The following is a 23,496-nucleotide window of genomic DNA, read 5'->3' as shown; positions in this document are numbered from 1 at the left end:
CCGGTCGGACGCAAACAGGGCTTGAGAAGAAAGCCCGTCGCTGTTCGGCCCTTCGGCGCCGTTCCATCTCATCTTCAATTGCGGAGGCATTCGTGCACAAGCCGCATGTCAAAGCCATGGCGGCGCTCTTGCGCCGTAGCCAGCCGCGCCATGACCTCTATACCGTCTTTGGTGACTGCATGGAGGCGATCGCGATCGCCATGGCCAACAGTATCGACCTGCGCGCCCGCGAACCGCGCGAGGCTCGTTATCTGAATATTGTCGGGCGCTACCCGCGCGAGATCCTCGACTTGTTCCCGCAAATTCTCGCTGAACTGGTCCGGGCTCTCGAGGCCGGGCCTGACGACGTGCTGGGCACCCTGTTCCACGAGCTTGACCTTCACAGCAAAGCGCGCGGGCAATATTTCACACCCTATGCGCTCAGCCGCTGCATCGCGCAGGCCACTCTGGGGAGTCGCGAAAATGTGGAAGCTATGATCGCGCCGCATGGCTTCGTGACCGCCATGGAGCCCGCTTGCGGCGCGGGATCGATGGTGATCGCGCTTGCCGAGGCCATGCGCGATATCGGCCATAACTATCAGCGGCACCTTCACGTGACGGCGATCGATATCGATCCGCGCGCTATCCACATGGCCTATATCCAGCTCTCACTGCTTCATATCCCGGCACATCTTATGGTCGGAAACTCCCTAACGGGTGAAACATGTGACCATTGGTTTACACCGGCACATATATTGGGGGGATGGACCGCTCGGCTCGCCCTTCGTCAACGTTGCGAACCCGTGGCTGAGACCGCCCAACGCGCGACCATCGCGACCGGCCCGACTTCACCATCGCAAGGCGCCGTTCCGCCATCGCACGAACCAGGGGGATCGCAGCGATCCATGCCGCGACAGTTGAGCCTTTTCTGACATTCTCACGCCTCACATCATAGGAGATTGGCATGTCCCGACATGTCCATATCGACGCCCTGGGCCGGATGACGTCCGGCACGGCAATTATAACATTGGCCATCTGCGGACCGCGCGGCGGCATGCGTGCGATCGAGGATATTTCGATCGATGAAGCCGAGAAAATGGTGACGCAACTTCAGGCCGCGGTCGCTCATGCTCGAGCCGGGGCCGCCATCGGCCCGGTCGATCGCTTCATGCAGGACGTCATCGACCGGCTCGCCGATCCGGGACTCGCGCTCGATCCTTCTTTTCGTTCATGGTGCGCCGGCAATCATGGCCTGCTCAGTCCACGGCAGGCGGCTGAACGCTGGTGCTGCTGGCATGTTGCCTGACCGATCCTGGCGGTCGCGAGCATGGTCGGTTTCCCGCGCCTATGTGACGGGTCAATACAGGATGACGCCCGTCCCAGGAATGATCTGATCGAAAAAATCGAAATCGCGCCGGTTGCCTGTCAGCAGGTCACAGCCGGTCGCGGCAGCCTGCAGAAACAGCAGCGCATCGTTGAGCAGGGCGATCGAATGGGGTTGGCCGCAAAGCCGTGTGACCATGCCTGCCAGCATACCGGCCTCTGCGAACATGCGGGAGGAGGGCGCGCTGAGGCGATGCTCCGGGATATCGTCGATTGTCCGTCCCAGCGTCTTGAGGACCGACGCTGTGCGCTTGTCGGCAGGATCGAGCGCGCCCATCAGGTGGGTCATCTCGGCAAGCGCGACGCAGGAATGATTGACGATCCGGTTTTCCAGCAAACAGTCTACTTCAACCGGTGTCTTACCCTGGAGCACGTCAATATAGACGCACGTGTCGAGCAGAAGCTCGCGGCCTATGACAGCGGCCTTGTGAACCAGCGGCAATGCCTCTTCGGGTCGTCGCGACAGCCTGGCACCAGATCGCTGCGGCCTTATCCGGCGCAGTGAGGCCTTGCGATCAAATCCCAAGCGCAATATCCGCAGGGATCGTGCCCTTTCGGCGCACAAGCCTGGCTCCGAAATCATCCTCAAGCGCCACTTTGGCGAGCGCATATTCGACAAGATCGGTGGTCGAGGCGATGCCGCTGCGCATCTTGGCGCGATCGATGAGTTCGCGTGGCACGCGGGCGCCGACCGCGCTGTTCGTGCCCGACAGCAAACCCGCCGCCTTGGCAGCGGCCACGACCGCTCCATGTCGCTGGGACAGATGATCCTCGTGCTTCCTCGCCATCATGGCCTCCTTTCGTTGAACATATATACCAATTTGTAAAACATACAAGCCGCCGTCGTACCTGCCGCACCGGTCGGGGTTTCGTGAACCCGATATCGCGGTGCGTGAAAGGGAAGGGAGGGGCGGGGATGTGACAGGAGCGGTGAAGCACCTGTCGCTCTGCATCTCAAGGAGACGATTCCCATGGCGACCCTTGCCCCCATGAACGAAAGCCCCCGCGTTACGGCGCCCTATCGGATCGATGTCTCGCGCGGACGCATGAGCAGCCGCGCATCGTCCGAGTGGTTCTCCCGTCCCGACGACGAGAAATATCTCTCGCTGACCAGTCTTTATGATGCCGTGCGCGGCCGCGCCGACCGTGCGACCACGCGTATCGTTGAAAGCCGGTCGATCCGGGTCGAGGCGAAAAGCGACAATCCAGAGCGGCTGATGCTGGTGGTGCCTGGCGATGATCGACCGCTTGCCCCCACCAACTGGTCTTTCGGCCAGGTAGCAAGTCTCGTCGGTGCCCCGGCCTCTTATCTGCGGCAGCTGCCTGCCGCGCTTGCCGGCATCAACCTGCAGCATGGGTTGATCAACCACCGGGGCGAGCAGGTTAAACTGCTTCAGACCGACAATGGTCGCACCGAATTGCGGGCGGCTACCGGGTCGGAATATGGCAGGATCTTCGACTGGGAACTGGTCCAGGCGGTGATGGCCTTTGCCGGCGATGGCGTCGGCGACACGCGCTGGAAGGTGCCCGGAACCATCGACTGGGGCAGCATGACCTATAACCCTCATGTCGATATCACCAGGGAGACGACCACGCTCTACGCATCGGACCGGGACATCTTCCTGTTCCTCGTGGACGATACGTACCCCATTGAGGCGGGCAAGCTGCCTAACGGCGATCCCGACCTTTATTTTCGCGGCTTCTATGCCTGGAACAGCGAGGTCGGCTCCAAAACGCTCGGAATCGCGACCTTCTATCTGCGCGGTGTGTGCGCCAACCGGTGCTTGTGGGGGGTCGAGAATTTCGAGGAGGTCAATATTCGCCACTCGAAATTCGCCGGTGCCCGTTTCGCGCATCAGGCCGCGCCGGCGCTCGAGCATTTCGCGAACTCCTCGCCGTCGCATTTCATCTCCGGCATCAAGGCCGCTCGCGAGCGGATCGTCGCGCGCAAGGAGGAAGAGCGCGAACCCTTCCTGCGCAAACGCGGCTTTTCCAAGGCCGAGACCGCAAAGATTATCCAGACCGTGCTGGCCGAGGAAGGCCGTCCACCGGAATCCATCTATGATTTCGTCCAGGGCATAACGGCGCTGGCGCGCGCGAAGCCGCATCAGGACAGCCGCCTCGATCTGGAAAACAAGGCCAGAAAGCTGCTCGAACAGGCGCTTTGAGGCCCGGCGCCGCCGCTCTCATGCCTTCTCCACCTTCCTCCTCGCCATCCCGGTCATTCGCCGGGGTGGCCATCGTCATGAAAGGATGCTGCCATGCGCGCCCATTCGTCCCTTCCCCTGCCGCAATTTATCGTCGACATCACCTTTTTCAGCGGCGGTGAGCGATATGCCACCGAGACTTACACCATTCCTGCATCCACCTGGTTTGCTGCGGAGCAACAGGCGCTGCAGATGTCGGTGAACAGCGTCTATGACGATGCGCGCATTCCTGACCTCAGTCGAACCGCCACCGTCCGCACGGCCTAATCATGCTCTGCGATCAATCTCGATGGCAGAACTTCCGAACCGCAATCCTGGGACGGGTGTGCCGATCCAGCCGCTGTCCGAACCGTGGGCGTCGTGCCACCTCCCCCTGGAGCCATCTCCATGACCCGCTACACATTATCCCATCTCGAAACCGCTGCTTGTCTTTGGGAAGCCGTCCTCGAACTGCGCGATCGCCAAGAGACCAATCCCGATGCAAGCAGTCTGGCGCTCGTCTTGCGCAAATGCGTCGATACGCTCGGCACGGCGGCGCTGCGTCTGATCGTGGTAGGCTGGGTCGATGCGGTCGAGGCTGCATGGCGCACCGTAGAAGGCGAATATCCATTGTCGTTCGACTGGGATTTCGTGCCCCGTTGGATTGCCGACACGATCGACTGGTCAGATCCTCGCCGTCCGGTCATTCGCGCAACTGCGCCCGTTCGGTACGCCGGATCGAAGTCGTTTCCACCGCCCGGATATGACGCACTCCCCCAACCCGCAATCGGGACCAGCCATGAGGACCATCTGGCGATAGAGGTCCATACTGCCGTGATTGAACATCGGCATGGAATGAATATCCACGTCGCAGTCGATGCGATGGCTCTCGACGTGGAAATCGCTGCTTATTGCCGTGAATATTGGAGCGAGATCGACGACGCGCGCGACCCGAATAACCTGTCCGACTCAGAAGCGATATCAAGCTATTTCGAATCTCATCCGTCGGAAAGCTGCACGAAGGATCGCATGCGTATTGCGCCCGTCGCACATCAGCGCGCGCTCGTCGCCGGATCGATCGAGCAGGGTCGCTATTGCGTGCTGTCGACCGCCCATCTGACGGTTCATACCGCCTCGTGCCTCGATAAATGGGCATCCTGGCCACCCAGCGACCGACCGATTGATATTGCGGCTTCGGTCTATGGCTGGTTCGTGCCGACGCGTGCCGTCGATCATGATCGCAGCGCGCAGTTGCCGCAGGACCTGCTGCGCCTCATCGCCTTTGGCCGCGAGCGCGGCTTCCAGTTCCTGCTCTTCGACTGCGATGGCGGTGACATCGACGGGTTGCCGCTGCACGATTGGTAAGGAGCTTTCCGACTGGTCGGCTGTGGCTTTCAGGAGATTACGCGAATTTACCCGCTACCTGATTCCAGAATCCAATCTTGCGTCCATGCGCCTTGCGAAGACCTGCCAGCCAGTCATCATGCGGTCCGACATCGACATCACCTGCGATACGGTCGGCCAGGGCCGTCGCCGCCGCGAAGTCCCGCGCGGCATAGGGGTAATATTTCGAACTCGCCCGGTCGAGCACGCCAGTCACCAGTCGGCGATAGAGCAAGGTGGCCCCGCCCGGATCGGCCTGAGACAAAGCCTCAGCGGCAGGACGCAGAATGTCATAGGTCCGGGCTTCCAGATCTTCGAGCCTTTCCCTTGTCAGCTTGCCAGCGCGCTTGAGATCGGGCCAGGCAATGAGGAATTCCAGTGCCGATGTCGCTCGATCATAGGTCATGGCCTGATCGAGAGCCTGCCTCTCTGCGGCGACATCCTCGAAATCAGGCAATGCCTTGAGCCATTCGCGTAGCGCCTGAGCGTCAAGCCAGTGGTCGAAGATCGCCTTGCGCTGCGCCTGCACATCGTCCCTGCGGCCCAGCGCCTCAAAGGCGCGTAATTTGAGATCGGCGATTTCGCGCTCATTATGGCAGCGCTCAACCGGAGCGTCGATCCAGTCGAGAGCTTCTGCCGCACGATCCTGCGCGATCAGGCGGGCGGCAACCTGCGCATTGAGCAGCGTATTACGCCGGTCGGGATCGACTGTCGCAATATAGGCGTCCACATCGCCGTCGAGGTCGGCGAGCTTGGGCAACAGCCAGCCGACCTTATAGTCGAATTGCCGTCGCTCGGGTCCGGTCTTTTCCGCCTGCCGTTCAAGCAGCATCCGTCGCAACGCTGCGCGGCCTTCCTGCCCCAGAGCCGGGGAAGCCGCGTCCGGCAGGTCGTCGAACACGCCATAGCCATCCCCTTCGATCAGCGTTAAAATATCCCCGGTGAGCTGCTCGACATCGGGTACATCGGCTCGGGCCCACAGCAGTCCCAGATCCTCGCCGCCCTGGCGGAATACGGTGCCCAGCGAACCGCTGCTGTCGTCGGACCTTTCGAACACCGGTTCGGCAAGGCTCAGCAGCAACTTCATGCTATCGATCGCCTGGCTTAGCGAGGTTTCGGCCAGTGGTCCCAATATGGATTCACGCAACTGGTCTAGTTCGCGCGCGAGCGGACCAACCTTGTCCCATTCGAGGAACCCGCGCGAACGCCGGATGGTCTTCAGCCGCTTGTCGATTTCGTGGGCCAGGCGTCCGCTATCGTCCTTCGCCGCCAGTTCCATACGGACCGCGCGGGAGAATATGGCGTCACGCTCCGCCTGGGCCAGGACAAGCCGGGCAAGGCGCGCTGGTCCCAGCGCTTCGATCGCTTCGAGCGTCATCCTGCCGGTGCAGCGTTTACCACTAACGGAGGCCGCCATCAGATGTCTGCACCTGTTGACCGTCCTGTCCCCTTGACCAGCGCAAGCAGCATGGCGTGCAGCGCCTCTTCCGCGCGCTCGCGCCGCGCTGGATCGGCGGCGGAGATGTCCCGGCGCATCCAGTCCGGCAGGCGGCGCAGAAAGTCGGTGAGTTGCGAATCCAGATCCTGAGGCATTCCTTGTCCTTCGCAGTCCGGGACCGCTGCCGCAATATCGGATGCATAGTGGCATCCGCGGGCGTCATGGTCCTCAAAGACGAACGGAGGGGAGGGAGCGGGGCGGGGTAAGGGTTCCAGTCCGGGCCCAGGGAGAACACCATGCCCCTTCCAACAACGATCCATAGCGCTGTCAGTCCCGACGCGATTCACCGCGCGTCCCGCCTTTTTTCAGGCGATAGCCGGGACTGCCTCCATGAGATTTTCCAGAACGCCAGGCGCGCCGGCGCCACCTGTATCGCGGTCGACCGCACAGAGCCGGAAGGTCGCTCCCTTCTTCATATCCGTGATGATGGCTGCGGCATCGATGATCCTGCCGCCCTGCTGATGTTGGGACATTCGGGCTGGGGCGATGACATTGCCCGCTGCGAAGACCCGGCCGGCATGGGCATGTTCAGCCTTGCCGGCCGCGCGGTCGAAATCCAGTCCTTCTCTCCCTCTGCGGGCGCGGCCTGGAAAGTCGAGATTCCCGCCGACGCATGGGACAGCGGCGCGCCGCTTGCCCTTGGACAGGGCATGATCGATCAGGGCACGCTGATCTCGATCGAAATGCCGGACGAGTGGATACATGGCCTGCACGCCGCCGTCGTCGATGCCGCCCGCCATTTTCCCATACCGATTACGTTGAACGGCGCGATGCTGGTCCGGGAAGACTTTCTCAAGGACGCCATGTTTGTTGAGCAGGCCTGCGGCTGCCGTATCGGTGTCTATGACCGGGATCCTGATTGGCCAAGAGACCAACGCATCAATTTTCACGGGCACCGCGTCAAACGCGCCTTGCCGACGGTTCGGGAAGAAAAAGACAATGGCAGTCTCTGGACGGTCCGGATCGATATTATGGATGCGCTGGAAATTCATATGGTTCTGCCGGCGCGCAAGGAGGTCATCGATAACGCGGCATTGATGGCGCTTCGCGACGCTGCCGAGCAGATCCTGTACAAGGCCATCGAGACCCAACCGGACCATCGGCTGCCCTTTGCCGCCTGGCAGCGGGCGTGCGAGCTGGGCGTCACTCTGCCGCAAGCGCGCTCAGGGCTGGCGATCTGGCGGCCGCAGACAGCCGACGACTGTCATGGGCGCAGCAGCCGCATGATCGCTCCTGAAGGCGCAATGCTGATCGTGCCCTCACTGGAGCCTGATATTGCGCAGGCGCTTGCGCTGGCTCGGGGCAAACCGCCCATTGGGGATGTGCAACTCGTCGAGACGGAAGACGCGCTGCAAGGCTATGCCTGGTATGACACGCTCCCGGTGATCAGGGATATTTCCCTGCGCATCGACCGGGAAGGCTCCGTGCATCGCTATGACGACGACATGTGTCTCCCCGCCGATTTCGCTTGTGGCCTGGTCGACCGGATCGTCATCGAGCTGACGGTTTGTGAAACCGGTCGCACGGACGCGCCACGCAGCGTCCATTCCATCGAAATCCCGGCGCTCGTCTGCCGCAATGGCGGCTGGGATATTGAGGAGGCCATCATCCTGGCCACGCGCGATGGTGGTATCACCCCGGACAGACTGAGCCGCATGATCTATGCGACGATCTTCTGTGGGGCTGATGATGGCGACTGCGACAGCTGGGACACCCAGTCGCGATCCTTCGAACGCGAGGCGCGGCAGCACGCTACGCATATCCTCCTTGGGGAGGACGCTGCCACCCTCGAAGCCATCGACATGAGCGCATGGGATAATCTGAGCTGGCTGATCCCGCTCGATCGCAAGATCGTCATTCACGCCGAGCGCGGTGCCATCACGGTCGATTTCTTGCCGAATTGAAAGGGTGCCCGAGTTTGCTCGCCGCGCCTGTCACCCCTGTCCCAACCCAATCAAGGAGACCGGCCATGCGCCGCTTCCCCGTCTGCGCCTGTTCGACAGCGCATCTTCCCCGCGCCGAGAATAACGCCATCGACCGGCTGATCCAGCACGCGCCGCGAAGGAGCGGCCGGATCATCGTCGATCATCCGATCTTGTCGATCGAGGCCCACCAATATGGCTTCTGGGTCCATCTTGGCTTCATCGATGACTGGCCCGATCGCCCCGATGGGCTTTCGCCCGAATTCTGGGCTTTGCTGTCGGACGCCCGCAAGGCTGGAGCGAACTGGCTGAGCTTCGACCGTGATGAACCGCCTTCCGATCGGTTCCCGGTCTTCGCGGCCGGGCAGGGGGAGGCAACGGGCGACGCCGGAGAATCGGTCAATGCCGCGAACCCCGCTGCCAGGATCACGATCCGCTGTTCTGCATGTGGCAGCGCCGAGGTAATGCGCGATGCCTGGGCGCGCTGGGACGATGATGCCCAGGACTGGGCGCTCGGCGCTGTGTTCGAAGCAGCCTTTTGCGAGGCCTGTGAAAAGGACGCCACGCTCTCCGAACAGTCGATCGAGGGATCGCAGCACAAGCATCCCTGATCGCCAGGTCGCCAGCCACTTATCGCGTCAAGCCCATTCCCTCGACCAGCATCTCCGGCCGCTCTGCGCGACGCCGGGTGAAGAAGGACATCAGATGACCATCGCCAACCATGATTTCACCCGTGACACGAAAGTCCCGCTCGGCCGCTCATCGACCAGTCCGCTCGAACTGGATCTGGGTAAACTGATGGCGGGGCGCTGTCTGATCCAGGGATCTTCGGGCGCGGGCAAAAGCCAGACGCTGCGCCGGATCATTGAAGAAGCGTTCGATTATCTCACCACCATCATTGTCGATCCGGAAGGCGAGTTCGCCAACCTTGCTACGCATATCGGCGCAACGACGGTCATCGCACGCGAATATGCCAATGATGGTCTCACAGCGCTCGCGCTGCGAACGCGGCAGCATCGTATCGCCCTCCATCTCGACCTTACCGATCTGGAGCCCGATCACCGCATCGAGAAGGCTGCGGCCTTCTTTGCGGGCCTGCTCTCGACACCGCGCGAACATTGGGCCCACACCGTGCTGGTATGTATCGACGAGGCGCATCTGCTCGCGCCGCATATGGCAGCCTCGGCCCGCGACGCAGAAACCCGCCGCCTGGGGGTCGCCACCTTGACGGATATGTGCGCGCGGGGTCGCAAGCGCGGGATCGGTACGATCATCGCGACCCAGCGTCTCGCCAAGCTGGCCAGTTCGGTGGTTTCCGAACTGCACAATCATCTGATCGGCCTCAATGTCTTTGATCGCGACGTGGCACGTGCTGCCGACCTTCTGGGGTTCGGCAGCGACCAGGCGGCGCTGCTGCGCCAGCTTCCGCCCGGTGAGTTCTTCGCCTTCGGACCCGCGCTCGCGGCGATCCCGGTGCTGGCGAAGATCGATCAGACGATCACCCCCCATATCGGCCGCACGCCCGATCTAGTCGCTGCCGCCGATCTTGATGCCGATGAGAGCCGTACCCTGCTTGATCTCGACGCCCTGCGCGAGGTCATGCCGATAAGGGGCGATCGGGTGACCATGCGAGGCCAACGCGCGCTCGACGCCTTCCTACTCGATCCGGCCGCCCCCGCCGCTGCACGGATTGTCGGCGCGCTGGGCAGCATAGCGCCCAACGCCACCACGGCAGATGATCTGGTGCGGCACCTTGCCCTGCCTGCGAACGATATCGATGCCGGGCTCGACCTGCTCGCCGCGATCGGTGCGTCCGACACCATGCCGCGCGGCGAAACGCGGATCGCGCGGCTGTCGGCCCGGTTGCGCCTGCGTGTCGTTGATACGCCCGTTATCGGCCTGGTCTGAATGGAGAGTGCCATGAAAGAGACAAGCTTCGATCTCGACGCTGATATCGTCGAACTCACCCCGTTCGTCCCTGACCAGGAAACAGGCGCGACAGCGCCACTTGCCGAACTGGCCTTCCGTGCCGACGCATGGCTCCCAGATGAAACGATGCGTTTGCGCGCCGCCTTCGCCGATGACTGCACGCTAGAGGAGATTGCCACGGTGCTGGGCCGATCTCGTGCCAGCATCGCCACGCGCATATATGATCTTGGCCTTCGCAGAAACTCGCGGCGATCCTGGATCGCGTGGGAAGATGAGGAACTGGCGCGCTGCTACACGCACGAACCAACCGCGACACTGGCCGCCCGCCTCGGCCGCGGTGTGAGCGCCCTCTATGCCCGTGCGCAACTGCTCGGACTCTCCGAGCCCGGATCCCCGCCCTATAGCGGTTGGGAAGATGCACAGCTTCGCGCCGGCTACGAGAAAGCTGTGCCCGTTGCCCAGATTGCCAGCCTGATCGGCCGACCTTTTGCCGGAGCCATCTCCCGCGCTTCGGCGCTGGGTCTGCGCCATGCCTGCCAGCCGGACGACTGGAGCGACGCGGAAATGACCCGCGCACTCACACTCGCGGCCACAGGCGTGCCCTATGTCGTCATTGCCAAGGCGCTCGTTTCTGAGGGATTTCCGGCCCGGAACAGTCGCAGCCTTGGCCAACGCCTTCGCAAACTGGGTTACGGCAGAGGGTGGGGCAGGCCGTGGATCATCGAGGAAGACGAGCTGCTGCGCCACGCCTACGCTACCGGGGCGAGCCTTACGCCCCTGCGGGAGCGGCTTGGCCGCAGCCCGCATTCCATCCGCTGGCGTGCAGAGGCGCTTGGCTTGCGCGGCACGCATGTCCGCCGTGACGGGTTTCGGCAGGGATCTGTCTGGACGGCCAAGGAAGAAGCCCGGTTGCGAGCGGATTATGGCAAGGTCCCGACACGGGACATTGCCCGGGACCTTGGTCGCGGCGTGCGCGCTGTCCTCTATCATGCCAATCGCCTGGGGCTGGTGCATGGCTTCATGCGCGCGTTCAGTGCAGACGAGGATTGCGCCATCCGCAACGCCTGGATCCATGGCGTCTCGATGGTCGATGTCGCCCAGGCGCTTGGCCGCGATCCCGCCGTCATCGGTAAGCATGCCGCGCGTATCGGCTGCCGGTTCAATGATCCGGCCAGGCCCGTCCGAGGCCCCAGGACCCGGCGGGCAAATCGCACATACGTCACGCTCGAAAGCCTACTTGCACTTAACGCCGCTGCCGATCGGCCACTCGCTGCCTGAACCTACCCTAGCATGGAGGTCATGATGCCCTCGTCCGATCTGCCCGCCCGGTTGTCGCCTTGTCGGCGCCGCTTATGCTCATTCGATCACGCCTATAAAATCGCCCTCAATCTTCGGCGGGACACGGGCATCCCGCATTATGTCATTCGCGGGATCGTGCCCCTTCAGGCCTATCGGGTAACGACAAGGCCGCCGGCTTGGCCGGACCGCTGGCTGGCGATAGCGGCATGATCTCACCTTGCGCACCGCTACCGCTATTCGCTCGACCGTAGCCCCACCGCGGCTACCGCCGCGCCTCCAGCCTCGCGCCCCATCCACCTGCGCTGCCCCCGGCGGGGCTGTTCTGGCGACCCCTCCTGCCGGGGGGTGGGGCGCAGAATTGTGGGCTGGTATGGCGTTGCGCCGGAGGGATGGGGAGCGATGTTCTCCGGGCGCGCGGCGCGCGGGGCAAGGTCGGGACAGAGAGGAGAGAAGGGACGGGGAGGGTGTCGCCGGAAAATGGATTTCGAGCGACATTCGAAAGGTCAAGACGATGAACATCGGTGAAATCTTCAATCAGAACGGCCGCCTGACGGGCTCGATCGCCACCCGCACGATCGATCTCCCGCGCATCGGGCTGCGCAAGGTCATGAGCGAGAATGAGAAGGCTCCGGTCTATGAGATCCTGGCGCTCAACGTCGCGCGTCGCTGGGTTCAGGTCGGCGCATTGTGGGAGGCTGCGTCCAAGCGCACCGGCGAGGTCTTCCTTGCCGGCAATATCGACGATCCCAGCCTGCCTGAACCGCTGCCGATCGCGCTCTTCCCGGCCGATCATGGCGGCTACATGGTCGCATGGCGGCGCGACACCATGCGCTCCGACTTCGGGGGCAGCATGGGGACCAGCCGCACCAATTATGACGATCGCGGTTCGCGCGACGAAGGCGGCTTCGGCGACAGCACCGCAGGGGCTGACGGCGAGCTGGCCGGTGCGGGCGCGCCGTTTGGCGAGGAGGACCCGTTCTGATCACCCGTTGATCGGAACCCGTTCGGGGCCGGGGAGGCGTCAGGCTTCCCCGGCCCTTTTCCTTTCTTCGCATGAGGAGACAGTCCATGCCGCTTCCTTCTTTTCATGACATCGCGCCGCTGTCCGATCTCTCGGCGCTCTGCGCCGCGATCATGGCCAGTCCCGCTATCCGGGATCTGCTGGCACCCCAAAACACGCTTGCGGTCCGCTCGCCGGAAATACCTGGCGGCGTTACATGCGGCGAGATCATCGCTGCTATCTATGACCTACTCGAAGGCACGCCCTTTGCGCCCCATGCGGCGCAAATCGTCAATGCCGTCCTGACGCGCTTAACCGCTTTCGCCAGCGTACGGGCAAGCATGCACTGATCCGACATAATGGGGCGGGACGCTTTTGCGCGTTCGCGCCCCTTTTTCCTTTTCCATGATGAGGAGAAGTCCCATGACCCACGACCATTCGCACAGTATCAGCCACTTTGCAGACCTGCCGGCGCTGTTTGCACAGATGACGGCGACACCGGAATTCAAACGCGCCTTTGGCGACCCCATCCCGCTTTCGATCATCGCGCCGGGCGACGAGCCGGGCGAGCATGATATGCCCGAACCGCTCCACGCGCAGGCCGATTGCGCGGGTGTGATCGCCACCATCTTCGATCTCTTGACCGATACCCGCCTCGACGCGCTCGCGCCCGAGATCGCCTGGGGCATGGTCAACAGCTTCCACTTCGTAGCTGGCAAGCTTGAACGACAGGAAGACATGCTGGCCCATGAGCTGCGCGACATGATCCGACGGATCGAGCCTTCCGAGGTTTTCAACAGCGAACTGGAGGAGAAACAGCTCCTGTGCCAGTCGCTGACCGAACAACGCGAGGCGGTCGAGTGTATGCGCGATTATGCCGCCGAAACTTTCCGCGTGCTATCGGGTCGTCCATGGTCGCCGGCCCGCGGATCGCGTGTCTCGAAGGCCGCTACCGCTACGCAGGTGTCGATACAGGATTTCCTGCGTGCCCGGGAACTGGTCGAACGCGAGCGGTACCGCCCCCGTGGACCAATCGTCATCGCCTCAGGCCATGCCGAATGGCATGACTGGCAATTGCTCTGGGATCGGCTCGACACGATCCTCGAACGCATCCCGCATATGACGCTGGTGACGACCGCGCAGCGCAAGGGCTTCGACGCGATCGTGGCCTCCTGGGCTGGCAATCGGGAGGTGCAACTTGTGACATATTCGCTGACGGGGTCGGGGCGGGGTGCGCCCTTCGCCCGCAATCGGAAGCTTGTGGACCTGAAACCTGTCGAAGCTTTGCTGGGTGAGGGATCAGGTATTCAGGCCAATCTTTATCAGGCTCTGCGCAAGGCCGGCGTTCCGATCCATGCCTTCCGCAAGGCCGATCAGGTTCCGGTCGAAAAGGTCGCTCCGCCCCAACGCAACCGACTTCGCCGCGCCGCCTGACATTACATCGCTCGCATTCCGTTCGGGGACAGCGCTACGCGTGCTGTTCCCTTTTTCATGGAACAGATGCTGACCCTGGCGATGAGGGCAAGCGTGGCTAGCTCTCTCCCGCAAGGGCAGCGCCTGGAGGCACCCATTTGCGAATCAGGGGCATCGAGCCCCAGATTCGCAACGCCTCTTCTCTCTCTCAAGAATTCCAAGGGTGGCACGGGACCGCGTCGGCCTCAAGGACGACGGGGCCCCACCATTTTTCGGGGCGGGTCAGGCGCCACGCTTCTCACTCGACCATGGTGGCCGCCCCAAAAAATCGTGACCCCCATCGCCGGCTGCGCCGGTCGCGTTCCGCGATCCTTGACCCCGCCGCTCGGAGCCCGTGCCCAAGGGTGAACCTCTTTCGTTTCAACAGGAGGTTCACATGACGAAGATCAACCAGTCTGACCGCACATTTTCCGACATTGCTACATTCATGACGCAGGAGACAGCGGCCACCACCGACGATTTCCACGCCGCCTTCGCCTCCGATCTCGATGGTGTCCGCATCGGGCGTAGTGGAGAAGAGATGGCGACCGACATGCCCGATCCGAGGGAAGCCCAGTTCGCCGTCGAACTGATCGTCACGACACTCTTCGACGTATTACGGGACACACGCCTGGAGCCGGCCGCGCAGCGCCTGGCGTGGGGTATCGTCAACAGCTTCCATCACGTCGCCGACCAGTGGGAGGGCCAGGCCGACAAGGCGACACGGCAGGTTCAGGACCTGCTGCGACGTGCCGATGGCAGCGAAATCCACAGCGTCGAACTCGAGCAGGCACGCGACGAGCTCGAATATCTTGACGAAGCTACCGATGCGCTGCGGTGCATGCGCGACCATGCCGCCGACGTCTTTCACACCGAAACCGGGCGGCCATGGTCAGCGCCGAAGGGATCGCTGGTGTCGAGCAAGCGCACCGCGTCGGTGATTGCCGCCACCGATTTCCTCGCCGCCCGTCGCCAGCGCAAAACCGACGCGCACAATCCGCAAGGGCCCATCGTGATCTTCTCAGGAGGAGCGGAATGCTGGTTCGACGTCTCCCTCATCTGGGAGAAGCTCGATGAAGCCAAATCCCGAAATCCGATGATGGTGCTGGCGACGACCGCGCAAGACAAGGGATGCGACGCCATGGCCGCAGCCTGGGCAGCGTCGCGCAAAGTGACGCTCATAACATTCCGGCTCAGCGCAAAGCTTGGCAAACGGGCGGGGTTCGTACGCAACGAGCAGATGGTCGGATTACGTCCCGTCGAAGCGCTGGTCTGCGAAGGATCGGGATTGCAATCGCACCTTGCGCGACTGGTCAGGGAGAAGCGTATCCCGGCGCGGTTTGTGAGGCTCAGCGATCAGGAATGGGAGGCGCAATGACGCCCCGAGAGGATCGGCCCGGTTTACCGGGCCGATCCTCATTTCTTTTTTCAAGCGCAGCACTCGCCCCCGCTCAGGGACCCGCAAGCGGGCCCGTCGCGGAGGCGATACGGAACCGCCAGCGCAGTCCCGGCCTCCTGTGCGCGGCTTCGCCGTGCTCGTCGCAGGGACACACCCTTCGGGTGCGGTTTGGAAGGGTGGGTCGTCTCGGAAACGTCCAGTGTGACCATCTGAGGTAGGGAGGGCCATAGCGCGGAATGCCTCCTATGGCTTTATCATCTAGAACAATCGGAGCAGGGGAAGTTTCGCTGATATTCGTCGATGTGCAGAACGGGGAGGCTTCATCACTATCGGGTTTGCCCCGGAAGACCGCATAGTCATCCTGCGCTCTGATACCGACAGAAATAGGTTTATTATGCCCCACCTCTGCCGGTTATCATCAGATTGCCGCTTCGCGGCGGGTCAGGTCACCGGCGGCAACTTTTTCAGGGCCGTCAGCGCTGCGCTGCCACCAACCCGGATCGCCTGCATCAGAAGTTCGCGGAACTCCCGTTCCGTCAGCGTCTCTATCGGCACGTCGTTCACCATGGCCGCATATTTGCCGCGCAGAGCGCGGCGGGCGGTTTCCAGATCTTCTGTCAGCTTGCGCTGACGTGTTTCGAGATCGGCAAGCCGATCCCTTTCGGTCATCTTCGGCATTTCCATCGTCCTTCCCCGATGGGCTGCCCGTCATACGCAACTGTGCCATATCGAGGAGCCAAAGCAAGAGCGGCTTGCCGCTTCCTGCGAAACTGGCGGCGTGGACGGCGCGCCGACGAAGCGGCAATGCTGGCATGCAAAGCCCGGCATTAAATCCCCTGATGAAGGCAATCACGCTCTCGGGACCGGCCCTGATGCACGGCCCCCTTTTTTAAATTCTGGGAGAACAAGGCCATGAGATTTGCCCCTCAATCCACCCCAATATCGACCCCTGAAAACCAGCAAAAAGGTAGCCCCGCGCCTACCGGCACGAGGCAGCGCAGCGCGAGCGCGCTGCGTAAGGCGGGACGCACGGCGCAAGGCCGTTTTGTAATGGACCCTACGCACGGGTGCTGCGGGCGCATTATGCCCTGAAAACATCGAGATAAGTCTGTATCACATGTCACACGTCGAACCGGTGGGCTGTCGTACGCGAAACACAGGGCTCACACGGGGCCACATATCGTATTGAAACGACTTCGGGAATTTCGTGATACGCGTCGTACGCCATTGCGGATCCCAGAATGCTGTGACGGCGGGGCGACGCCCGTTGAATCCTGGCCGAATTCATGGTCTTTTTGCCGCAGCAGAAAGGATAGCGCCATGACGGAATTGAACGAGGACTATATCAGCGACCTCCGCCGGGCAGTGGTCAAGGCCATCTGCGAAGTGTCGGCGCAAAGGCAGCACTCTCCGGAAGCGGGGAAGGGGGACACACTCTATATCGGCTCAGCCGAAGTCTGTCAGATGCTCACGATTTTGCTGGCCGAGTTTCTGGAGGGCGTCCCTGGTCTCGATACGCCCAGTGAGGTGCGGCGCATGTCGGACGTTGTAGCCAGGAAGATCAGACTGGGGATCGGCGAAATCCGTCGACACCGCGACGAGACAGGCGGAACCCCGCCGCCGTCCATCATCATCAGAGGCAACTGATCGAGCTGCTCAGCCTGTTCCTGTCGGCACATATCCTCAGCGCTCAATCTCTGGATCAATTTGGTGATAGGGCGGCTTGCGCCAATATTGCCATTCCGGTAATATGCGACCGCTTCATGATATTTTCGAAGGTCTCCGGATAAGGAGACCCTTCGCTTGCCCAAGCTTAATTTCCGCCTCGATGAATCGCTGCATGCCGCCTTGATGCGCCGTGCGCTCGGTGCGAACCTGTCCTTATCGGGGTTCATCCGTCAGCTCCTTGAACAGGCGGTCGATGAGCGCAAACGCTATGTCTTCTCCTCCCAGGATGAGATCCTCGCCACGTCGATCCAGATCCTATCGATTGTCGCGACGTCCGTCGGCCAGCAATCTCCCAAAGCGCTGGAACAGGGCATGGCGCAAGCCCGAATGATCCTTGCCGAACGCGGACTGCTTGGCGGGGAGGAGATCCCATGAGCATCTTTCGCAACGACACATTAGGCTCCTGGACGCGCGGTGGCCAGGCGATCGTCCACAATGTCCGCATGACGACCCAGGTCTTTTATCAGACCATATTAGCGGGTTTCATCATCTGGATCATCGGCACACTCTGGTATGCGTTCGAGAAATCGACCGAGTATGAGCGGTTCGTTCTGGTCAAATTGGCCGAAGCCACGATCAAGGTGGATGCGGCCGCCGGGACCAATGATCCGGTGCAGTTTCGCACCCCCGAAGGCCAGGCCTACTGGACCTCGGCGGACTGGCTGGTTGCCTCCACCCTCGCGAAAAAGACCCTGCATGCATTTGAAGGCTATCTGCTGCATGGCGCACTGCTCTCTGGCCTGTTCACCCTTGTCATGCTCGCTTGGGCCTGGTTCTACTTCACCCGGACGGGTAAGGGCCTGGGCTCCAACGAATATCTGCGAGGGGCAAGGTTCGGCACGATCCGTCAGGTGAAACGCGCGCTATGGCGACAGACCAAGGGGCCGCTGGTGATCGGCAATGTGCCGGTGCCTGAGGCCTATGAGCCTGAGCATATCCTGCTGTGCGGTGCGCCTGGCACGGGCAAGACAAACCTCATCGTCGGCATGCTCGACGGCATCCGCAAATCGGACCGGCGCGCCATCGTCTATGACACTGCCGGAACCTTCGTCGAGAAATTCTATCGGCAGGGCACTGACATGTTGCTCAACCCGCTCGACCAGCGCGCGGCGCGCTGGTCGCCCTGGGTCGATGTGCCACGCGATTATCATTATGACCAGATCGCGGAATCGACCATTCCCGACAAGCATGGCGATCCCTTCTGGGCCAAGGCGGCGCGGGGGACGCTGGTTGCGGTCATGCGCAAGCTGGCGCGCCAGAAACATACCTATGTCTCGGTCCTGCTCGACAGGTTGTTGCGTTCGAAACTGAAAGACCTGGCCGCTTTTGTGACTGGAACGGACGCTGCCGCTTTCATCAGCACCGAAGGCGAACGGACATCCGCCGGCATCCAGGCCGAGCTCGCCTCGGTGATGCGTAGTTTCGGTTATCTCGATGACACCGAAGACGGCTTCTCGATCCGCGACTGGGTTGAGAAAGGCGCAGACGGGAGCTGGCTCTTCATCACCGTGAAGGCCGACCAGCTTCCCTCGCTACGCCCGCTCATCACCGTCTGGCTCGACATCGCAATCAGCGCCATCATGAGCCTGACGCCCGATCGCGACCGACGGCTTTATTGCGTGATCGACGAACTGCCGACGCTGCATAAGCTGCCGTCGCTCTCGGACTTTCTCGCCCGTGCCCGCAAATATGGCGGCTGCGGCATATTGGGCTTCCAGTCCTATCCCCAGCTCAAAGCTACCTACGGCAAGGATGATGCGGCGGCGATCACTGGCTATTGCTCGACCTGGGTGGCGCTGCGCGCGAATGACACGGATACCGCCGAGCATGTCTCGATCAACCTTGGTCAGGTCGAACAGGTCGAGGCCAATGAGGGCATGTCCTATGGCGTCAACGACATGCGTGACGGCGTCAATCTGTCACGCATGCAGGTAACGCGGCCGCTAGTCATGTCGACCGAAGTCACCAATCTGCCCAACCTGGTGGGCTTCCTGCGCTTTGGCCGAAATTTGCCTGTGGTCCGGTTCGACAGCCGGTTCAACGACGTCCCATCGTTGGGACCAGCCTTCCTCGAACGCACGACACCTCCCATTCAGATCGACAAGGCCGGGATGCTCGTCCGCATCGCCCATGCTGAAGCGCGTGTTCGCGAAGCGATGGAGCGGGAAGCGACGCAGGCAACTCCGCCAGCGACACATGGCGAGATCAAGCAAGCGAAGCCTTCGGTATCTTCAGAATCCGCCCCGACGCCACCACCCCAGTCGGATATGTTTACGCCTCCAGCGCCGAACATCGATCCGCAGCGAGTCGAAGACATATTGCTCAATGACGAGAATGCCGAGCTTCCCGCGCCCGCTCGCAACCTTTGGACGATCCTTGCCGGCAAGCAGGGAGAAATCCGGTCCGATCTTGTCCAGCATGGCCGGGATGACGGACCGCGTGAGCGGGCGAGGCCAGCATGATTCAGCCGCAACGTCTCCATGGCAAACCAGCCAATATCGCCCGCTATTACACGGTCGGCGATTACTACACCAAGGGCGGCAACGAACCGTCTGCATGGGGTGGGAAGCTGGCAGGCGATCTCGGCCTCTCCGGCGCTGTTGATCCGAAGCTGTTCCGAGACCTTCTCGCAGGGAAAGTCGGTGATCAACAACTCGGGCGGCACCGCGCGGATGGCGAAATTCAGCATCACCCCGGTTGGGATTTTGCGGTCAATGCGCCAAAGTCGGTTTCTATCATGGGGCTGGTGGCAGGTGACGAACGCGTGCTTGCCGCCCATGAGGGCGCGGTGACCGCAGCTATTTCCTATCTGGAGGAGCAGGCGCAATTGCGCCGCCGTGATGAAGGGAAGATCGTTCATGAAACAACGGGTCGGTTCCTGGTTGCTCGCTTTACTGAGCATGGCAGCCGGGAACTCGATCCGCATCTGCATACGCATCTCGTCGTGCTCAACATGACGAACCGCGAGGATGGCGATCCCATGGCAAGCCTTGAAAGCCGGGTCATGTATGGCGAACAGCGCCTGGCCGGGCAGATCTATCGCAACGCGCTGGCCTTCGGTTTGCGCGAAGCGGGCTATGAAATCGATGCTGATCCGCGTTCCGGATTGTTCGAGATACGAAGCGTGCCGAAGGACCTGATCGACCATTTCTCGAAGCGCGCCGAGGCGATTGAAGACCATGCGCGCGAGCATGGTCTGGTGGGCCAGAAAGCCCAGCGTGTTTCCTTTTACGCCACCCGCAAGGCGAAGGTGAAGATCGGCGAGGCCGAACTCAGCGCGCAATGGCATCAGCGGACAGGCAAGCGTCTCGAAACGCTGCAGGAGATTGCTGCGCTGGCGCGGGGTCGGGAAGGGGAGCATCCGGCGCCCACGGAACGCGATGCGTCGCGTGCGGCTCTTTTCGGCTTGCGGCAACTGGAGACATCCGAGGCGGTCAACAATTTAGGCGATATATTGCGCACTGGTCTTGCTGCCTATGTCGGTGAAGTCCGGCTCGACGATATCCGTCCCCGGATCGCAGCACATGAGGTCCTGCGCAAATTGCTGCCGACCCATGCGCAGACCGGTGACAAGGTGTTGACCCGTGGCCGCACCAGCCGCAAATCCTGGCGTCGGGAACTGGCATTGGCCCAGCATATTGCGCTTGGCCTTGATGACGCGCGTCCAATCGCCACCAGCGATCGCTTGCTGGCCGTGCTCGACGGGACGTCGCTCAACACGCAGCAGCAGCGCGCACTTGTCGAGACGGCACTGACGCGGGATCGGGTCACGGCGATTCACGGTGTTGCCGGTTCTGGAAAATCGACGCTGGTGAGAGTTCTCGCTGAGGCGGCCGAGCCGGGAACGTCATTGATTGCATTAGCACCCACATCATCGGCCGCTGCGGAACTGGGAAGCAAGGCGAACATCATGTCTCATACTGTCGCCAGCTTCGTCGCGCGCGGCGGGCAGGGAATCACGGACCGCCATGTGCTGGTCCTCGATGAAGCAGGGCAGCTCGGCAACCGCCAGGCCCAGCGGATGCTGGAGATCAGCAGGACAACCGGCGCACGGCTGCTTTTCCTCGGAGACGAGAAACAGACCGGGGCGATCGAGCAGGGCAAACCCTTCTGGTTGATGCGAAGACTGGGCTTGCCAACGGTTGAGTTGACGCACGCCGTTCGGCAGGAAACGAAATCAATCAAGGCTGCCGTCACAGCTGCCCGGACACGGAACTTTGCCGAGGCATTGGCAAAGCTCGATAGCGTCAACACCGTCGACGACAATGAAAAGATGGCGGAGCAGGTCGTCAATGCCTGGATACGGCTCAAGCCGGAATCACGGGCAGGGACCAATATCCTTGTTCTCGACAATGCGACCCGGCTGATCGTCAACAGTAAGATTCGCGAAGCGCTGAAAAACGAGAATGGGCTGGCTGCCCAAAATAGTCGGTTTTCCATCCTGGCCCCGGCCGGCTCGACCGATATCCAGAAGCATATTGCCCGCTTCTACGGGGCAGGGCAGGTGGTGCATTTCGAGCGAGACATGGCGGGGCTTGGTATCGCTCGAAATGCCGATTATCGCGTCGCTGGACCGGGACGGGAGGCCAACGGGCGTCAGGTTGTGCGTCTCGTTGACGATCACGGGCATGTGGTACGCTGGGATCCGCAGACGACAAAGGCCCGCCACATCAATGTGTTCAATCCTGAAGAACGAGTCCTCGCAGAGGGGGACCGTATCCAGTGGCGACTTGTCAACCGCGAACTCGGGCTACGCAATGCGGAGCGCGGCACCGTTGAAAAACTTGATGGGCCGGTAGCGACAATACGATGGGATCGAGATGGGCGCGTGCAGCGGGTTGATCTGTCCGAACATCGGACCTGGGATCATGGTTATGCAGAGACGGTCTATTCCGCCCAGTCCAAAACCTATCCGCGCGTTTTCGTGCTGGCGCCCGTCGAATCGCCGTTGGTCAACGCCCAGAATTTCTACACCGCCGTCACCCGCGCGGCATTTGGCGCGAGGCTCTGGACGAACAACGTCAAGGAACTGATTGCCAAACTCGAGCGCCAATCAGGAGAGAAGACGTCTTCGTCGGAAGGTTTGGGCCGGTTGAAGACTGATCGCGTAGAGGCCTTCTCGAAACGCCGGGAAGGCCATCTGGCAAGTCTGAGGGCCGAGCAAGAGCGAGACCGAACGGAGCGGCGCGATCGGGCGCTCGAGCGACAACTCCACTATCGTGACCGCTCACCCCGTGGGGCGGCTGAGCATCTTGCGGACGGTGCCCGGAACATCGCGCAGGTGCTCGACAGGTTTCTCGCAGGCATTCTCGACCATGCGCGCGCCGAAGGGAGAGCGCCGAAAAACGCTATCGACCGGGGAAACCAATCTCCAGCGGCTCGGCCCGAACCCTCTCATGGCCCCGAACGATAAGGTCACTGCCCATGCTTCGCTCCAAATTTACCGTTCATCTGATTCGAGCAAAGCGCTTCGCAGGCGTCGTACCGTCTGAGTATCGATTTGAATTCAGTACGTCGTGCCAGACCACAGGGTGTAGAGTCTCCTTGAGCCGCATTGGATGGACCAAGCAGCATAGCCGGACTTCTGTCAGTCGTAGCGCTGCCGACGAGATCCATTTGGGGAGAGCGCTCTCTGCATTTCTGAAAGGTGGCCCATTTGCGGCGCTGTCACTTTACAGTGATCCGACCAATTCGATCACTACGCTTGGAACCGCTATCCGGAGGGTCGGATGAGGTCATACAGCATCCCCAGGCTGTTATGCACTGCAGTCATCAGTATGGCATTGTACACCACCCCCGCATTTTCGAAGTCTTCAGACGAGGGGGACTTGCGGATCTCCGCTTGCATTCTGCAAGCCTCGCTTGGTCATCCCTGGCTCGAGAAAACGCTTTGGGGACTGCGCGATCAGGAAGCTGGCTGGGTCGGCGCTGAGGTTCGTAACAGCAATGGCTCTCATGATCTGGGCCCACTCCAGATAAACAGTTGGTGGACACCGCGCATCGCTGCGCTTGTTGGGCGTTCACCTATTCAGGTTCGACATTGGCTGCGTTTTGATCCCTGCTTCAACGTGGAAGCTGCACGGTGGATTTTCCTGGCCGCCTTGCGATCGACTGGTAATTACTGGAAGGCGATTGGAGTCTATAACAGCCCGACGACGTGGCGGCAGTATCGCTATTTAAATTCGGTAGCTCGCAAAATGCGAACCAGATACGGAGATGCTGTCTTTCGCGAGTGATAGATAGGACGCAACCTTGATTTAGCAGGCCCATTGCACCGTGTATTTGGTCGATGGCTGCAGCATGAGGTAAAGGCCAGCGCAGTAATTTGGTAACCCATA

General features: G+C 61.6%; 23 protein-coding genes. 18 read left to right on the top strand and 5 right to left on the bottom strand.

Translation table 11 applies throughout. The annotated features are described in order from the left end of the window. Window positions 1–92 precede the first annotated feature (92 nt). Both ACODSR_RS15505 and ACODSR_RS15500 read left to right on the top strand, forming a co-directional pair. Entirely contained in the window at window positions 93–911 is an 819-nt protein-coding gene (locus ACODSR_RS15505; RefSeq protein ID WP_489077549.1) for an N-6 DNA methylase, read from the top strand. A gap of 32 nt (window positions 912–943) precedes the next feature. Then, window positions 944–1,285, top strand: coding sequence for a hypothetical protein (locus ACODSR_RS15500; RefSeq protein ID WP_489077548.1), 342 nt, complete (start codon window positions 944–946; stop codon window positions 1,283–1,285). A gap of 51 nt (window positions 1,286–1,336) precedes the next feature. On the opposite strand, the gene ACODSR_RS15495 is transcribed toward ACODSR_RS15500, so the two are convergent. Both ACODSR_RS15495 and ACODSR_RS15490 read right to left on the bottom strand, forming a co-directional pair. Beyond that, a complete protein-coding gene (locus ACODSR_RS15495; protein ID WP_207212471.1) occupies window positions 1,337–1,804 on the bottom strand; it encodes a PIN domain-containing protein in 468 nt (155 codons plus the stop codon). Between the two features lie 73 nt (window positions 1,805–1,877). Further along, entirely contained in the window at window positions 1,878–2,150 is a 273-nt protein-coding gene (locus ACODSR_RS15490) for a hypothetical protein (RefSeq protein ID WP_489077547.1), read from the bottom strand. 183 nt (window positions 2,151–2,333) lie between these two features. Here ACODSR_RS15490 and ACODSR_RS15485 point away from each other — a divergent pair, with 183 nt between their 5' ends. The 3 genes from ACODSR_RS15485 (at window position 2,334) to ACODSR_RS15475 (ending at window position 4,913) form a co-directional block, all read left to right on the top strand. Next, complete coding sequence (locus ACODSR_RS15485) at window positions 2,334–3,530, top strand: DUF932 domain-containing protein (RefSeq protein WP_489077546.1); 1,197 nt, start codon at window positions 2,334–2,336, stop codon at window positions 3,528–3,530. Window positions 3,531–3,623: 93 nt separating this feature from the next. Continuing rightward, complete coding sequence (locus ACODSR_RS15480; protein ID WP_489077545.1) at window positions 3,624–3,836, top strand: hypothetical protein; 213 nt, start codon at window positions 3,624–3,626, stop codon at window positions 3,834–3,836. A gap of 120 nt (window positions 3,837–3,956) precedes the next feature. After that, a complete protein-coding gene (locus tag ACODSR_RS15475) occupies window positions 3,957–4,913 on the top strand; it encodes a DUF5983 family protein (protein ID WP_489077544.1) in 957 nt (318 codons plus the stop codon). A gap of 37 nt (window positions 4,914–4,950) precedes the next feature. On the opposite strand, the gene ACODSR_RS15470 is transcribed toward ACODSR_RS15475, so the two are convergent. Together ACODSR_RS15470 and ACODSR_RS15465 are read right to left on the bottom strand one after the other, a co-directional pair. Next, window positions 4,951–6,348, bottom strand: a complete 1,398-nt coding sequence (locus ACODSR_RS15470) for a DUF6880 family protein (RefSeq protein WP_489077543.1) — start codon at window positions 6,346–6,348, stop codon at window positions 4,951–4,953. Continuing rightward, window positions 6,348–6,524 carry a hypothetical protein gene (locus ACODSR_RS15465; RefSeq protein ID WP_489077542.1) on the bottom strand — a complete coding sequence of 59 codons (177 nt, stop codon included), beginning with the start codon at window positions 6,522–6,524 and terminating at the stop codon, window positions 6,348–6,350. The genes ACODSR_RS15470 and ACODSR_RS15465 overlap by 1 nt, the downstream gene beginning before the upstream one ends. Window positions 6,525–6,665: 141 nt before the next feature. Here ACODSR_RS15465 and ACODSR_RS15460 point away from each other — a divergent pair, with 141 nt between their 5' ends. From ACODSR_RS15460 to ACODSR_RS15425, 8 genes are all read left to right on the top strand, one after another. After that, a complete protein-coding gene (locus ACODSR_RS15460; RefSeq protein ID WP_489077541.1) occupies window positions 6,666–8,333 on the top strand; it encodes an ATP-binding protein in 1,668 nt (555 codons plus the stop codon). 65 nt (window positions 8,334–8,398) lie between these two features. Then, window positions 8,399–8,962 carry a DUF5983 family protein gene (locus ACODSR_RS15455; RefSeq protein WP_489077540.1) on the top strand — a complete coding sequence of 188 codons (564 nt, stop codon included), beginning with the start codon at window positions 8,399–8,401 and terminating at the stop codon, window positions 8,960–8,962. Window positions 8,963–9,056: 94 nt separating this feature from the next. Continuing rightward, the gene (locus ACODSR_RS15450; protein WP_489077539.1) at window positions 9,057–10,259 is read left to right on the top strand and encodes an ATP-binding protein; all 1,203 of its coding nucleotides are present in this window, start codon (window positions 9,057–9,059) and stop codon (window positions 10,257–10,259) included. Window positions 10,260–10,271: 12 nt separating this feature from the next. Then, entirely contained in the window at window positions 10,272–11,558 is a 1,287-nt protein-coding gene (locus ACODSR_RS15445) for a hypothetical protein (protein WP_489077538.1), read from the top strand. Between the two features lie 532 nt (window positions 11,559–12,090). Next, window positions 12,091–12,561 (top strand): DUF736 domain-containing protein, encoded by a 471-nt coding sequence (locus ACODSR_RS15440; RefSeq protein ID WP_088189812.1) that lies wholly within the window; start codon window positions 12,091–12,093, stop codon window positions 12,559–12,561. A gap of 86 nt (window positions 12,562–12,647) precedes the next feature. Continuing rightward, window positions 12,648–12,929 carry a hypothetical protein gene (locus ACODSR_RS15435; protein ID WP_489077537.1) on the top strand — a complete coding sequence of 94 codons (282 nt, stop codon included), beginning with the start codon at window positions 12,648–12,650 and terminating at the stop codon, window positions 12,927–12,929. 73 nt (window positions 12,930–13,002) lie between these two features. Beyond that, on the top strand, window positions 13,003–14,013 hold the full coding sequence (locus ACODSR_RS15430; protein WP_489077536.1) for a DUF2493 domain-containing protein: 1,011 nt from the start codon (window positions 13,003–13,005) through the stop codon (window positions 14,011–14,013). A 415-nt stretch (window positions 14,014–14,428) separates the two neighbouring features. After that, window positions 14,429–15,409, top strand: a complete 981-nt coding sequence (locus ACODSR_RS15425; RefSeq protein WP_489077535.1) for a DUF2493 domain-containing protein — start codon at window positions 14,429–14,431, stop codon at window positions 15,407–15,409. Between the two features lie 462 nt (window positions 15,410–15,871). Here the strand turns inward: ACODSR_RS15425 and ACODSR_RS15420 are convergent, their stop codons facing one another. After that, window positions 15,872–16,099 (bottom strand): hypothetical protein, encoded by a 228-nt coding sequence (locus ACODSR_RS15420; protein WP_239019022.1) that lies wholly within the window; start codon window positions 16,097–16,099, stop codon window positions 15,872–15,874. 651 nt (window positions 16,100–16,750) lie between these two features. Here ACODSR_RS15420 and ACODSR_RS15415 point away from each other — a divergent pair. The 5 genes from ACODSR_RS15415 to ACODSR_RS15395 all read left to right on the top strand — a co-directional run bounded on the left by ACODSR_RS15415 (window position 16,751) and on the right by ACODSR_RS15395 (window position 23,394). Then, window positions 16,751–17,077, top strand: a complete 327-nt coding sequence (locus tag ACODSR_RS15415) for a hypothetical protein (protein WP_489077534.1) — start codon at window positions 16,751–16,753, stop codon at window positions 17,075–17,077. A gap of 156 nt (window positions 17,078–17,233) precedes the next feature. Next, window positions 17,234–17,533 (top strand): CopG family transcriptional regulator, encoded by a 300-nt coding sequence (locus tag ACODSR_RS15410; RefSeq protein ID WP_043152366.1) that lies wholly within the window; start codon window positions 17,234–17,236, stop codon window positions 17,531–17,533. Beyond that, complete coding sequence (locus ACODSR_RS15405; protein ID WP_489077533.1) at window positions 17,530–19,620, top strand: type IV secretion system DNA-binding domain-containing protein; 2,091 nt, start codon at window positions 17,530–17,532, stop codon at window positions 19,618–19,620. Before ACODSR_RS15410 ends, ACODSR_RS15405 begins: the two co-directional genes overlap by 4 nt. Then, complete coding sequence (gene mobF / locus ACODSR_RS15400; RefSeq protein WP_489077532.1) at window positions 19,617–22,571, top strand: MobF family relaxase; 2,955 nt, start codon at window positions 19,617–19,619, stop codon at window positions 22,569–22,571. Before ACODSR_RS15405 ends, mobF begins: the two co-directional genes overlap by 4 nt. Window positions 22,572–22,935: 364 nt before the next feature. After that, on the top strand, window positions 22,936–23,394 hold the full coding sequence (locus tag ACODSR_RS15395) for a lytic transglycosylase domain-containing protein (RefSeq protein WP_489077531.1): 459 nt from the start codon (window positions 22,936–22,938) through the stop codon (window positions 23,392–23,394). Window positions 23,395–23,496 lie beyond the last annotated feature (102 nt).

It is taken from the genome of Sphingobium sp. FG125 (assembly GCF_057809795.1).
Note: the sequence above shows the minus strand (reverse complement) of the source record. Positions and strands in the feature narration are given on the sequence as shown.

What these genes read in the sequence shown, in the direction of transcription:
- ACODSR_RS15480 (WP_489077545.1), top strand. Translation starts at nt 3,624, where the DNA reads ATGCGCGCCCATTCGTCCCTTCCCCTGCCGCAATTTATCGTCGACATC.
- ACODSR_RS15425 (WP_489077535.1), top strand. Translation starts at nt 14,429, where the DNA reads ATGACGAAGATCAACCAGTCTGACCGCACATTTTCCGACATTGCTACA.
- ACODSR_RS15465 (WP_489077542.1), bottom strand. Translation starts at nt 6,524, where the DNA reads ATGCCTCAGGATCTGGATTCGCAACTCACCGACTTTCTGCGCCGCCTG.
- ACODSR_RS15395 (WP_489077531.1), top strand. Translation starts at nt 22,936, where the DNA reads ATGGCATTGTACACCACCCCCGCATTTTCGAAGTCTTCAGACGAGGGG.
- ACODSR_RS15435 (WP_489077537.1), top strand. Translation starts at nt 12,648, where the DNA reads ATGCCGCTTCCTTCTTTTCATGACATCGCGCCGCTGTCCGATCTCTCG.
- ACODSR_RS15430 (WP_489077536.1), top strand. Translation starts at nt 13,003, where the DNA reads ATGACCCACGACCATTCGCACAGTATCAGCCACTTTGCAGACCTGCCG.
- ACODSR_RS15405 (WP_489077533.1), top strand. Translation starts at nt 17,530, where the DNA reads ATGAGCATCTTTCGCAACGACACATTAGGCTCCTGGACGCGCGGTGGC.
- ACODSR_RS15470 (WP_489077543.1), bottom strand. Translation starts at nt 6,348, where the DNA reads ATGGCGGCCTCCGTTAGTGGTAAACGCTGCACCGGCAGGATGACGCTC.
- ACODSR_RS15490 (WP_489077547.1), bottom strand. Translation starts at nt 2,150, where the DNA reads ATGGCGAGGAAGCACGAGGATCATCTGTCCCAGCGACATGGAGCGGTC.
- ACODSR_RS15445 (WP_489077538.1), top strand. Translation starts at nt 10,272, where the DNA reads ATGAAAGAGACAAGCTTCGATCTCGACGCTGATATCGTCGAACTCACC.
- ACODSR_RS15460 (WP_489077541.1), top strand. Translation starts at nt 6,666, where the DNA reads ATGCCCCTTCCAACAACGATCCATAGCGCTGTCAGTCCCGACGCGATT.
- ACODSR_RS15485 (WP_489077546.1), top strand. Translation starts at nt 2,334, where the DNA reads ATGGCGACCCTTGCCCCCATGAACGAAAGCCCCCGCGTTACGGCGCCC.
- ACODSR_RS15500 (WP_489077548.1), top strand. Translation starts at nt 944, where the DNA reads ATGTCCCGACATGTCCATATCGACGCCCTGGGCCGGATGACGTCCGGC.
- ACODSR_RS15415 (WP_489077534.1), top strand. Translation starts at nt 16,751, where the DNA reads ATGACGGAATTGAACGAGGACTATATCAGCGACCTCCGCCGGGCAGTG.
- ACODSR_RS15440 (WP_088189812.1), top strand. Translation starts at nt 12,091, where the DNA reads ATGAACATCGGTGAAATCTTCAATCAGAACGGCCGCCTGACGGGCTCG.
- ACODSR_RS15475 (WP_489077544.1), top strand. Translation starts at nt 3,957, where the DNA reads ATGACCCGCTACACATTATCCCATCTCGAAACCGCTGCTTGTCTTTGG.
- ACODSR_RS15450 (WP_489077539.1), top strand. Translation starts at nt 9,057, where the DNA reads ATGACCATCGCCAACCATGATTTCACCCGTGACACGAAAGTCCCGCTC.
- ACODSR_RS15420 (WP_239019022.1), bottom strand. Translation starts at nt 16,099, where the DNA reads ATGACCGAAAGGGATCGGCTTGCCGATCTCGAAACACGTCAGCGCAAG.
- ACODSR_RS15455 (WP_489077540.1), top strand. Translation starts at nt 8,399, where the DNA reads ATGCGCCGCTTCCCCGTCTGCGCCTGTTCGACAGCGCATCTTCCCCGC.
- mobF (WP_489077532.1), top strand. Translation starts at nt 19,617, where the DNA reads ATGATTCAGCCGCAACGTCTCCATGGCAAACCAGCCAATATCGCCCGC.